Annotated in this window: 11 protein-coding genes and 1 pseudogene; 8 read left to right on the top strand and 4 right to left on the bottom strand. The window is 48.1% G+C overall.

Going from position 1 to position 11123, the window contains the following annotated elements; all coding sequences use genetic code 11:
- The 4 genes and pseudogenes from HMPREF2572_RS14970 to HMPREF2572_RS12725 all read left to right on the top strand — a co-directional run.
- Nucleotides 1-284, top strand: a pseudogene (locus tag HMPREF2572_RS14970) (type VI secretion system tip protein VgrG); the annotation flags it as partial.
- Nucleotides 281-2545, top strand: a complete 2265-nt coding sequence (locus HMPREF2572_RS12735) for a lipase family protein (protein ID WP_070498960.1) — start codon at nt 281-283, stop codon at nt 2543-2545. The pseudogene HMPREF2572_RS14970 and the gene HMPREF2572_RS12735, both read left to right, overlap by 4 nt.
- A 109-nt stretch (nt 2546-2654) precedes the next feature.
- Complete coding sequence (locus tag HMPREF2572_RS12730; RefSeq protein WP_246827826.1) at nt 2655-3608, top strand: T6SS immunity protein Tli4 family protein; 954 nt, start codon at nt 2655-2657, stop codon at nt 3606-3608.
- Nucleotides 3609-3785: 177 nt separating this feature from the next.
- Nucleotides 3786-4388 carry a DUF4112 domain-containing protein gene (locus tag HMPREF2572_RS12725; RefSeq protein WP_070498958.1) on the top strand — a complete coding sequence of 201 codons (603 nt, stop codon included), beginning with the start codon at nt 3786-3788 and terminating at the stop codon, nt 4386-4388.
- A gap of 192 nt (nt 4389-4580) precedes the next feature.
- On the opposite strand, the gene HMPREF2572_RS14690 is transcribed toward HMPREF2572_RS12725, so the two are convergent.
- From HMPREF2572_RS14690 to HMPREF2572_RS12710, 4 genes are all read right to left on the bottom strand, one after another.
- Nucleotides 4581-4742, bottom strand: coding sequence for a hypothetical protein (locus tag HMPREF2572_RS14690; RefSeq protein ID WP_168161792.1), 162 nt, complete (start codon nt 4740-4742; stop codon nt 4581-4583).
- Nucleotides 4743-4816: 74 nt separating this feature from the next.
- A complete protein-coding gene (recX, locus tag HMPREF2572_RS12720) occupies nt 4817-5287 on the bottom strand; it encodes a recombination regulator RecX (protein ID WP_070498957.1) in 471 nt (156 codons plus the stop codon).
- 274 nt (nt 5288-5561) lie between these two features.
- Nucleotides 5562-6272, bottom strand: coding sequence for a phosphoglycolate phosphatase (locus HMPREF2572_RS12715; protein WP_070498956.1), 711 nt, complete (start codon nt 6270-6272; stop codon nt 5562-5564).
- A gap of 443 nt (nt 6273-6715) precedes the next feature.
- Nucleotides 6716-7180: a winged helix-turn-helix transcriptional regulator gene (locus HMPREF2572_RS12710; protein ID WP_003764370.1), complete on the bottom strand. Its 465-nt coding sequence runs from the start codon at nt 7178-7180 to the stop codon at nt 6716-6718.
- 425 nt (nt 7181-7605) lie between these two features.
- Here HMPREF2572_RS12710 and HMPREF2572_RS12705 point away from each other — a divergent pair, with 425 nt between their 5' ends.
- The 4 genes from HMPREF2572_RS12705 (at nt 7606) to HMPREF2572_RS12690 (ending at nt 11020) form a co-directional block, all read left to right on the top strand.
- Nucleotides 7606-8376, top strand: a complete 771-nt coding sequence (locus HMPREF2572_RS12705) for a sulfite exporter TauE/SafE family protein (protein ID WP_070498955.1) — start codon at nt 7606-7608, stop codon at nt 8374-8376.
- A 103-nt stretch (nt 8377-8479) separates the two neighbouring features.
- A complete protein-coding gene (gene aroC / locus HMPREF2572_RS12700; protein WP_070498954.1) occupies nt 8480-9571 on the top strand; it encodes a chorismate synthase in 1092 nt (363 codons plus the stop codon).
- A 103-nt stretch (nt 9572-9674) separates the two neighbouring features.
- Nucleotides 9675-10268 carry a type II secretion system protein GspG gene (locus HMPREF2572_RS12695; protein ID WP_070498953.1) on the top strand — a complete coding sequence of 198 codons (594 nt, stop codon included), beginning with the start codon at nt 9675-9677 and terminating at the stop codon, nt 10266-10268.
- Nucleotides 10269-10555: 287 nt separating this feature from the next.
- On the top strand, nt 10556-11020 hold the full coding sequence (locus tag HMPREF2572_RS12690) for a ProQ/FINO family protein (protein ID WP_070498952.1): 465 nt from the start codon (nt 10556-10558) through the stop codon (nt 11018-11020).
- The last annotated feature ends 103 nt before the right edge of the window (nt 11021-11123 follow it).

Below are 11123 nucleotides of genomic sequence, written 5' to 3'. Positions count from 1 at the left end.
GCAGTCCGAAGCTGGTTAGGGTGAAGGCGCCGTTGGAGGTGACTGGGCCGCATAGCTTGAGCCATATGTTTAATGATATGCCTAAATCAAAATTTGATCAGGAAGTAATCGTTACCACTTTAAATGGAAGCCCGATTGCAAACCGCCGATTTGTTCTAACACGTGCTGACGGTACCAAAATACGGGGGACTACGGATGCAAATGGTAGTACCGGCATTCAGCGCAATGATTCTACTATGGAAAAATTTACCTTGACTCTTTTGCCTAAGGACAAGAAGAAATGATTGACCCAAACATTAAATTAAATCCGACATTGGATAAAAACGGCAATCCGACCGCGCAAGCGAGGATGACATCTACGGAAGATCAGCAAAAATGCCAGATGGAGATTGCTCACTATATGCCGATCATGCTTCTCCCCGGTATTATGGGATCCAATCTGCTATATCGAAATGGTTGGGTAAAGCCCAGTCAAAAATCTGAATCAGGAGAGCCGGCTAAAGATGTTGAAAACGGAGAGGAGAATCAGGACAAGGATTGGGAGGAACTCAAGAAGGAGACAGTAGAAAAGTCATGGATGCCGCCAAACGGTCTATTAAAATCAATAGGCGCAGTGTTTAAAGATGGCCTGTTTCGCAGGGTAAAAGCACGTCATCGCGAAATTCATCAAGAATTGACTGCTGTCGATTGGCGAGGGCCGATAATACATCTTCCTAAAAATCCTATAAGAACTAATACTGAACGTTTGAAAAATAAGATTTTAAAGGCCGGTGAGCATCGTCACAAACTTAAGATGGCGCAACTGCAGAAAAGCTCTTCTTCTGATTCTTCGGAAATTCGTGATGAGCAAAAGCAATATGAGGAATGGAAAGAAAGATGGGAAAATGGAAAACCCCGTCCTAAAGAGTTAATCAAAGAACAATTGCGTTTTCGAGGCTGGGGAACGGTTAATGCCGATGCTTATCAAGATTTTGCGGTTTTTTTAGAAAATAATCTGAATAATTTGGCTCAAGATATTCGAGACGCTGCTAAAACCAGTAATGGAAATCAAAGTGGAACAAATGGCTTGAGTGATAGTGATTATGCGAATTTTGTTACAAAGAAAATAAATACGCAGCCTTGGAAAGCCGTATTGGCAAGGATAGATCGATATATCATCAATCGCGACAAAGAGCAGCCAAAATTGAAAAAGCCTTTGTCTGAACAAGAGTCTAGCGCTGAAGCTCAGAAAATGTTGGCGGAATGGCTGAAAAAAGTGGTGAATTATCAGTTTCCTGTCTATATATGCGGCTACAACTGGTTGCGTGATAATGCCGAATCGGGGACTGGGTATCATCCTAATTCTCTAGAATTTTTGGAGTCAGAAAAAGAGGATGGTACTAATTTCCCCTTTGGTCGCAGTGATTTGAATAGCCGTATCCAGCGTGCATTGGAAGAATGCAATAGTGAACAATTTTTGATTCTTACCCATTCTATGGGTGGGTTGGTAACGCGTGCGTATGCAAAGCAAGCAACCAGTGATGAGCCGGCTGATATTAAAAACGCTGATAAAATCTGCGGTATTTTTCATAATGTCATGCCCGCTACGGGCTCGCCTGCTTTTTATAAACGGTTAAGGGCAGGATTTAGTAATGAACCGCCACCGCGTCGTTTTTATGAATACTTCATGCCGACTCTATGGGTGAGTGCATTGAAAGAGGCGGGATTGGCTGTGGTATTGGGTTTTACTTCGCGTGCAACTTCACCCATTTTGCTCAATTCGCCTGGTGCCATGCAACTGACCCCTTGGCCAAACTATACTCCACGCCGCTTTAGTGGAGATAATGTAAGTGATCCCAATGCTTGGCTTCATGTGGCAGATGATGAGGGGAAAAATATACGCTTCAGTTTCAATACTGAGGAACTCTATCAAAATCATGATAAATGGTTTGGTTTATGGCCGACTAAGCCGAAAAATCTTAATGACGGACAACAAGAAGAGCAGATAGACCGCATCAATTTTAATCCGAATGGCGCAAAGACTATTTTTCAAAAGGGTAGAACGGATACTCAGATCTTTGAGAACAATCTGACTAAAGTAATAGAATTTCAAAATTTACATGCTACTTACTATTTGACTGATGACAATAAAACCCGAATCAGTTTTTGTGACAGTAAAGACCATCTCACCTGGGATACCATTAAATGGGTAAGTGACAGGAATTTCCCCAAAGACTTGACTAAGCAAGATTTGATTGAGGCGGTATTGACTAAGCCTAAAGATTCCGGACCTAGGGGAACGGTAAAAATAAAATTGAGGGATGAAGATTACTTTCTTCATCTTACTGAAAAAAAGAGGACAGACAGAGGAGATGGTACCGTCCCTACTGCTTCGGGAGAGGCGCCGATTACCCAAGGCTTTTTTGATAAAAAAGATGTATTGGTAACCGGAGATAAAAATTTGGGTGGTTACGAGCATGGTTCTTCATATAATTTTGATGAAACCCGTCATGATGCCTTGTTTGCTGTTTTAGAATCTGTCGCTTTACGAGGACAGGAAGATTAATCCCTGAAAGGAGTTTATGATGAAACCGACCGCTACTGTATTGCTGACAGTTTCCCTGCTTACTGCATGCGCCCCTGCCATTTCACCACTTACAGAAAGGAATCCCTCCATGACTACTGCTTCTTCATCTATCGATACCGCCTACTGGACTGAACAGCCCTATTGCAGCGGCCGTTATCAATTACGCCTGCCCTCAAAACGCCGTCACGGCAGTACACACATTGATTACAACGGTTGGAGTGTGATGGTTATGTTTAATGATTGGGATAGAAATGTTAGGAATATCAATGAGTTTAAGAAGAGTGGTAGAGCTGGAACAAATGTTGTTGTCGATACCCGTAATCTGATTCCAGGGCAGGCGATGATGCAGGTAACGCGAGGGGGATTTCATTGGGAAAACATTATCGGGAAGGACGGTATGCCATACGAAGCCAATTTATATTTTAAACTAGATAATAACGATGCCTATATCGTACGCAGTTTTTTCTATATCCCTGCAGAGAATAAAAAAGCTCCTGCCAACTGGAAAGTCAAAGAGAAAGAATTGATAGATGGCATGGAGAAAAAATTCCGCCAAGATTTTCTGAATAACTTACGTGTGCGTCAAGAATTTGAAGTGCCGAATCGGCATGGTATCTGCCTGATAGGCGGTTTTATTGCGGATGACGGTAAAAAACCGTTTACAGCGCATACAACTGTCGGATTTGCCAAGCAACATGATATGAATCTGGAAATCATGCATGGTGACGAGCTAGAGAAAGGCGAACCCACGCTGCTGCAACGGGATATTGCTCCAGAAAAAAGTGCATTGGCAAAAATCTTTAAAATCACAGGCTACCGCACCATTCGCCAAGGCCAGCGTACCATTAACGGCATGTCGGGTACGGAAAAACTGATCAAGTGGGATGGTAACAAATATATGTTGATTTGGGAGCGAGACGGCGGCAATCCGCGCATCATGATGCAGTTTGGTACCGAGAAGAAAGACGGAACGAAGCGCAGCGAAGCTGAAGTCCTTGCTATTTGGGATACCGTTCTGCCAACTTTAAAACCAATCAAATAATGTAAGCGGCGAACTGAAGGTCGTCTGAAATATGGTTTTCAATATTTGAAACCGTGTTTTCAGACGACCTTGCGTTACAAACGGTCATACTGTAATTGGCTTTTATAGGGAATGACCGTAAACGATCATGACGTTGTACCGCTCTAAATTTTATTCACCCACTACAATAAAATCATAATGAAGCACACACCTGTACCTTATGAACGTCAGGAAATCATCCGGCGTGAACGCGAGTTGGCTAAATATGCCAACACTATGGATAGTTTGTTTTGTATTCCTTTTACCAAGCAGGGAGTCGGCGTTGATGCCATATTGTCGCTGATTCCTTTTGTAGGGGATATTGCCGGACTTTTGTTGACGATGAAGGCTTTTCGCATGGGGCGGGAGTTGGGCGTGCCGGATCATAAAATGCGTCCTGCCGTATATCTTGCTTTTGCGGATATGGTGCTTGGCATGATTCCTGTTGTCGGTACGCTTATCGATATTTTCTTGCAACCGAGCCGCCGTACTTTGAAAGTTATCAATGAGCATGTGCGCAGTGAGTATGGCATCGACTACGACATACATTTGGAGCGCCCGTTTATGCACGCAGCTTTGGAGAAGAAGCAACAAAAATCAGACTTTTGGCGCAAACCTGTTGCTGCTTGGCTTTATCTGCATCTGCCTGATTTTTTCGGTTTGATTGTGCTGGTGTTGATGGGTTGGATAGCGGTTGTCGTAAGTAAATGGGCGTGGAGCGGTATGACTTATCTTTTTTACGCTGTTGCCGGTTGGTTTTGAATGTCTGTGATTTGAGCGGATATGCAATTTATTGTGAATGGCTTTAAACCTGTCTGGTGTTGTTGGGACTGAACTTAAATGCGTTTTGATAAATTGGAAAAGGTCGTCTGAAAAATCGATATTCGATTTTTCAGACGACCTTTTTGCAAGGTGAGAACAGTTGTAGAAAATGGGATGGGAGGCGTGAGAAATTTAGTTTAACCAAAAACGGAAGACTAAATAGAACACTAAAGCCAATACGCCCGCCCATACGATAACCATAAATCCGGCGACAGCCCGACCGAGCCGGTAAACGGGGTTTTTGCGTTCGTCTTCCAAAAGCGGATTGGGGGTGTTGCGTTGTTCTTCAGACATGGTTATCTCGGTTGTGAATGGTTGGCAAAAGCGTAAGGGTACGCCGATGGACATGAAGATTCAAGCGGGGCGTTTCAATTTTCTCCGTACTCAAAAACATCGTCTTCGTCCCAACTGCTTTTGAGCGCGGCGTGGATGGTGTCCATATCGAATCCGCGATAGGCGAGGAAACGCGCTTGTTTTTGTTTGTCTTTCAAATCGGCGGCGGGCTGTTTGAATTTTTTGCGTAACACGGCGACTGCGGTTTGCAGTTCGTGCGCTTTGTCAGGCATGAATTCGCGGCTGAGGGTTTCGTCTATGCCTTGCTGCGTCAATGCCTGTTTCAGACGTAGGGAACCGTGTTGGCGGCTTTTGCTGTGGATGTAGGCTTCGGCGTAGCGTTGATCGGATTGCCAGTTGCGTTCGGCAAATTCGTTTAACACGTTTTCCAATTCTTCTTCGCTTTCGGCATACGGGGCGAGCTTGCGTTTGAGCCCGATACGGCTGATTTCCTGTCGGGAAAGAATGTCCATCGCGCGGGCGCGCAGGGATTTTTGGGGTTTCATGCAGAGGTCGTCTGAAAAGGTTGATTCGTAGGTCAGATTCTTGAATCTGACTTGCAGGTTGCAAGATAGTGGGAGATAAAAAACTTTCATTCCGTCATTCCCGCGCAGGCGGGAATCCAGTGATTTGAAATCAACACAACTTTTAAACAATTCTGAAAAATTAAAGTCTGGATTCCCGCCTGCGCGAAATGACGAATCTTTTTATTTCCACTGCTCTATTTTCAGACGACCTTTTGAAGCAGAAATAAAGGTCGTCTGAAAACAAGGATACTGATTATTCGTCGTCCTCCGCTTTTTTCGGTTGCAGATTTTCGTAGATTTCGGGCAGCGAACCGATAATCCAGTCGGGCTTGGTCGCTTTGTCTTGCGAGAGCAGGGTCATGTCGCCGTAGCCGAAGGTCACGCCGACGCTGAGGCAGCCGGCGGCTTTGGCGGCGATGATGTCGTTGCGGGAGTCGCCGACCATAATCATGTTGGCAGGATCAATGCCCAAGACTTCGGCGGCGTGTTGCAGCGGCAGAGGGCTGGGTTTCTTTTCGGGCAGGCTGTCGCCGCCGAGGATCAGGCTGAAGTAGTCGGCGAGTCCAAGCTGTTTCAAGAGTTCGGCGGCGAGGATTTCGTTTTTGTTGGTGATGGCCACCAGCGGGATGCCCAGGGATTTGAGCAATGCCAGTCCGGCTTCGGTTTCGGGGTAGGGGCGGGTGAAGTCGCTCAAGTGGTCGCGGTAGTATTTCATGTAGAACACGAAACCTTTTTCCCACAAATCGGGCGCGGCTTCTTGGTCGCGGTCGTTGGTGATGACGCGGTGGACGAGTTTGCCGATGCCGTCACCGACGTAACTTTCTACTGTTTTGGCGGGCAGCGGCTCCATGCCGAGATATTCGCGCATAGCTTCGGCTGCGGCGGCAAGATCGGGGACGGAATCGCATAATGTGCCGTCCAAATCAAAGGCGGCGGCTTGGACGTGTTCGATGGCGGCGGTCATGATGTGTTTTACTCGCAGATGAAAGAGGCGCGTATTTTAACATCGATTCGTCGGGCAGGCTTGGAAGCGGCATGCTAAGAGTAATGAAATAGAGTTACAGCTTAAATATTACAATGAATTAATTTAGAAACTTTACAAGAAAAATACTTGCCTAAAATTTTATTTTCATGGATAATCCGATTCGTTAGCTGGTTCGAGTAGTCAGTTAATAGTTTCTCCTCTATTTCTCCTTTGTAGACTTGGCACACATTCAATTGAATGTGTGCATTTTTTTGTTTGTGGGTTTGGTAGGGAAATGCTTGGGCTTGATGGGGAAGGGATGGGTTTGAAGCTTTCAAAGCCTCTTGATTGATAGCGTTTCTATCGTTGGTATAAAAGGTATTTTGAAAAAAGGTCGTCTGAACGTTATAAACTTTCAGACGACCTTTTTTAATGTAGTTAAATCACTCTAAGTCTAACACAGCCGTTTCTTTGACCTCTTCCATGACGACATAGCTGCGGCTTTCCGCTGCTGCAGGCAGGTGCAGCAGGATATTGCCCAACATATCCCGATAAGCCGCCATATTGGGCAGGCGCACTTTAATCAGATAATCGTATTCGCCGGATACGAGGTGGCATTCCAAAATTTGCGGAATCCGCATGATTTCGCGGCGGAAATCTTCAAAAATATTGCCCGATTTGGAACGCAGCTTCAGCTCGACAAAGACCAGCAGGCTTTGCCCGAGTTGGTGCGGGTTGAGGCGGGCATGATAGCCGGTAATGAAATTGTCGCGCTCAAGGCGGCGGACGCGTTCGGTAACCGGAGTGGTGGATAATCCGACTTTTTCTGCCAACTCCGTCATGGGTGTGCGGGCATTTTGCTGAAGGATTTTCAGGATTTTCAGGTCGGTTTTGTCTAGTTCTTTCATTGCGGAGTTTCTTTCAACTGAGCTGAAACGCATCATTTAGGCAGATGGATAAAACGCAGGGCAGGGCAGCGCAAAGCCGCCCTTGTTTTAAGTTAACCCACTATATCTTTAAAGCAACTGAAAAGAAAGTCAGTCAGCGGTCGATGGCATTGCGCTTTTGCGGCATCGGGGCAAACAGGTCGTCTGAAAACGGTTTTGTCCCTAGTCGTGCCTTATGGGCGGGAAAACAAGGAAGGGCGGATTCTAATGGAGGAACGCCTCTTCCGCAATGTGAGTCACTGAATCTAAAAGAAAAGGTCGTCTGAAATGGGATAGGCGGCAATACTGCGCAGATTGGTTTTCAGTTAAAATACTGCCTGTTTCATATAGCATTCCGCCACAATCGCGCGACACCGATAAGGCGGCATTTTTCAAGGGAGGGTGCTATGCCCGTAGATTCTTTTTTCTACCTCTTACTGCTCACCGGATTTTGCGCCGGACTGATGAACGCGGCGGTTGGCGGCGGCGGATTGTTGCAAATACCGGGGCTGTTCAACCTGCTGCCCGCTTCCACGCCCGTGGCTTCGGTCATCGGCACCGACAAATTCGCTGCCTTATGCGGCACGCTGACTGCAACGGGGCAATACCTGCGCAAAATCCCCCTGCCGTGGAAAATGCTGCTGCCCGTCGCCGTGCTGGCGTTTGCCGCTTCCTATCTGGGCGCGAATGCCGTGGCGTATCTGCCCGTGCACTACATGAAACCGGCGATGTTGGTCATCATGGTGGCCATGTGCCTTTATACTTTTTTGAAAAAAGACTTGGGGCAGGCGGTGCGCACCAAAAAATTGACGCGCCGCGAAACCTTATGGGGCTTACTCTTCGGCGCGCTCATCGGTTTTTACGACGGCATCTTCGGGCCGGGCTCAGGCAGCCTGCTGGCCTTCGTATTCGTCCGTTTTTACGGTTATGATTTCCTGACGGCGAACGCATCCGCCAAAGTCATCAATTCCACCACCTACCTTGCCGCGCTGGCGGTTTTCATCCCGCAAGGTCATGTCGTGTGGGTGTGGGCAATCCCGCTTGCGCTGGCGAATTTGTGCGGCGGCGTGGTCGGCGCGAAATTGGCGATACGCGGCGGAACCAAGTTTCTGCGTTACGGATTTATGGTGTTGCTGTGTCTGACCATAGGCAAATTTGCTTGGGATTTGATTCAATAGAGATGGGGCGCACCATAGCAGGATTCGCGTCCTGAAAGCATTTCAGACGACCTTTGTATGCTAAAATCCGTCATCTTTCAGCATATGACCAATAGAGGGAAACATGGCAGGCAACACTTTCGGACAACTCTTCACCGTTACCACCTTCGGCGAAAGCCACGGCGCAGGTTTGGGCTGCATCATCGACGGCTGTCCGCCCGGACTGGCATTAACCGAATCAGACATCCAAGCCGACCTCGACCGGCGCAAACCCGGCACCAGCCGCCACGTTACCCAACGCCGCGAAGCCGACCAAGTCGAAATCCTCTCCGGCGTCTTCGAAGGCAAAACCACCGGCACCCCCATCGCCCTCTTAATCCGCAATACCGACCAACGCAGCAAAGACTACGGCAACATCGCCACCAGCTTCCGCCCTGGCCACGCCGACTATACCTACTGGCACAAATACGGCACGCGCGACTACCGCGGCGGCGGCAGAAGCTCCGCCCGCGAAACCGCCGCCCGCGTTGCCGCCGGAGCCGTTGCCAAAAAATGGCTGAAAGAAAAATTCGGCACGGAAATCACCGCCTACGTCACCCAAGTCGGCGAAAAAGAAATTCAGTTTGAAGGCTACGAACACATTTCCAAAAACCCCTTCTTCGCCGCCAACCAAAGCCAAATTGCCGAGCTGGAAAACTATATGGACAGCGTGCGCAAATCGTTGGATTCCGTCGGCGCGAAGCTGCATATCGAAGCGGCTAACGTCCCCGTCGGCTTGGGCGAACCCGTTTTCGACCGCCTCGATGCCGAAATTGCCTACGCCATGATGGGCATCAACGCCGTCAAAGGCGTGGAAATCGGCGCGGGCTTCGGCAGCGTCGTCCAACGCGGCAGCGAACACGGCGACGAACTCACCCCGCAAGGCTTCCTGTCGAACCACTCAGGCGGCATCCTCGGCGGCATCAGCACCGGACAAGACATCCACGTCAACATCGCCATCAAGCCCACCAGCTCCATCGCTACCCCTCGCCGCAGCATCGACATCAACGGCAACCCTGTCGAACTCGCTACGCACGGCAGACACGACCCCTGCGTCGGTCTGCGCGCCGCCCCCATCGCCGAAGCCATGCTTGCACTTGTACTCATCGACCACGCCCTACGCCATCGCGCACAAAATGCCGACGTAGTTGTCGATACGCCCGATATTGCCAAATAGTGCGGATAAAATCGAAAGAGGTCGTCTGAAAATGCCTATTCATATGATATTATGATATGGTGTTTTTCAGACGACCTTAACGCTATATATTCAGAAACATTAAATGGAAAATACTGAAAACCACACACACGCCGCGCCGCAGGCAAAAATCCACACCGCCGCCTACGTCCTTGCCGCCTTTTCCTTTATTCCGCTTATCGGTTTGCTCTTCGGTATAGCGGCTTTGGTGTTAAGTATATTGGGATGGCGCAAACGCGGAGCGAAAATCGTTGCCTTGATTGCCTCCTTGGGAATGCTATGCACTGTCGCGCTATACGGCGCATTGTTTTATTTCGGCTTTGTTCAGCGTGGAGGCGTGTACGACGAACTGAGGCAACAACTGGCGGTAAATAACTTGTCTACGTTGGTTTCCGAAATCGAATTCTACCGCCTGCAACACGGCGCTTATCCGGAGTCACTGGAGCAGCTTCAAGAGTCCCAACCGAACAAGCCGATATTTATAGTCGATACGAGCAACACGCCTTTTAGTGCCGAACCGTTCCGATTGTTTTATTACGAACGCAGTGGCGATGCGCATTATTATTTGCGCAGCGTGGGTAATGATGGCAAAGCGTTTACTGCTGACGACATCCTGCCTAATATTGAACAGACCGAAAACAGCAAAATCGGCCTGCTCTTGCAAAAAGAAGCCCAGTAAAGATTGGATGGGCATTTCAAACCTGCTTTGCCAGCCGGCAAAATACGAAACGCTTCATCTGCGCACTTGAGGTCGTCTGAAAACAAACATGGCGGATTGTGCCGAACATTTTCAGACGACCTATCTCAACGCCTATTAAGATAAGTGTGCCGGCCTGTCCGCAAATAAACATTTACAATCGAACATTCGCAAAAAAACTTAGCCAAAACACAGGCTTTATACTAAAATACCGCCATTACCGTGCCATAGCGAAACGCACGGCTTTATTTTAGAGGAATACAAACGACATGACACAAGAAACCGCTTTGGGCGCAGCTTTGAAATCAGCCGTCCAAACCATGAGCAAGAAAAAACAGACCGACATGATTGCCGACCACATCTACGGCAAATACGACGTCTTCAAACGATTCAAACCGCTGGCCGTCGGCATCGACCAAGACCTTGTTGCCGCGTTGCCCCAATACGATCCTGCCCTGATCGCCCGCGTCCTCGCCAACCATTGCCGCCGCCCCCGCTACCTCAAAGCCTTGGCGCGAGGTGGTAAACGTTTTGATTTGAACAACCGCTTCAAAGGCGAAGTCAGCGCGGAAGAACAAGCCATCGCCCAACAGCATCCGTTTGTCCAACAGGCTTTGGCAGAACAAGCCGAGCGCCAAGCAGCCAAACAGGCAGCGCAAACTGAGGCAGTAGAAGCCGAACAAGTCGGCGCAGCCGCCGAAACTGAAGAAGTGGCACAAAACAACGCCGAATAATACCGAATGATTTTAAAAGGTCGTCTGAAAACGGATTTTCTGTTTCAGACGACCTTTTTTATCGGTATTTCTAGTGGATTAAATTTAAATCAGGACAAGGCGA

The sequence above is a fragment of the Neisseria sp. HMSC064E01 genome, assembly GCF_001808875.1.
GTDB classification, from domain to species: domain Bacteria; phylum Pseudomonadota; class Gammaproteobacteria; order Burkholderiales; family Neisseriaceae; genus Neisseria; species Neisseria sicca_A.
The sequence above is the reverse complement of the archived record's forward strand: the minus strand, read 5'-3'. Positions and strand labels throughout refer to the sequence as shown.

Excerpts from the sequence above, each read along its gene's own strand:
- HMPREF2572_RS12705 (WP_070498955.1), top strand. The coding sequence starts at position 7,606 with ATGCCCGTAGATTCTTTTTTCTACCTCTTACTGCTCACCGGATTTTGC.
- aroC (WP_070498954.1), top strand. The coding sequence starts at position 8,480 with ATGGCAGGCAACACTTTCGGACAACTCTTCACCGTTACCACCTTCGGC.
- HMPREF2572_RS12730 (WP_246827826.1), top strand. The coding sequence starts at position 2,655 with ATGACTACTGCTTCTTCATCTATCGATACCGCCTACTGGACTGAACAG.
- HMPREF2572_RS12735 (WP_070498960.1), top strand. The coding sequence starts at position 281 with ATGATTGACCCAAACATTAAATTAAATCCGACATTGGATAAAAACGGC.
- HMPREF2572_RS14690 (WP_168161792.1), bottom strand. The coding sequence starts at position 4,742 with ATGTCTGAAGAACAACGCAACACCCCCAATCCGCTTTTGGAAGACGAA.
- HMPREF2572_RS12690 (WP_070498952.1), top strand. The coding sequence starts at position 10,556 with ATGACACAAGAAACCGCTTTGGGCGCAGCTTTGAAATCAGCCGTCCAA.
- HMPREF2572_RS12695 (WP_070498953.1), top strand. The coding sequence starts at position 9,675 with ATGGAAAATACTGAAAACCACACACACGCCGCGCCGCAGGCAAAAATC.
- HMPREF2572_RS12725 (WP_070498958.1), top strand. The coding sequence starts at position 3,786 with ATGAAGCACACACCTGTACCTTATGAACGTCAGGAAATCATCCGGCGT.
- HMPREF2572_RS12710 (WP_003764370.1), bottom strand. The coding sequence starts at position 7,180 with ATGAAAGAACTAGACAAAACCGACCTGAAAATCCTGAAAATCCTTCAG.
- recX (WP_070498957.1), bottom strand. The coding sequence starts at position 5,287 with ATGAAACCCCAAAAATCCCTGCGCGCCCGCGCGATGGACATTCTTTCC.
- HMPREF2572_RS12715 (WP_070498956.1), bottom strand. The coding sequence starts at position 6,272 with ATGACCGCCGCCATCGAACACGTCCAAGCCGCCGCCTTTGATTTGGAC.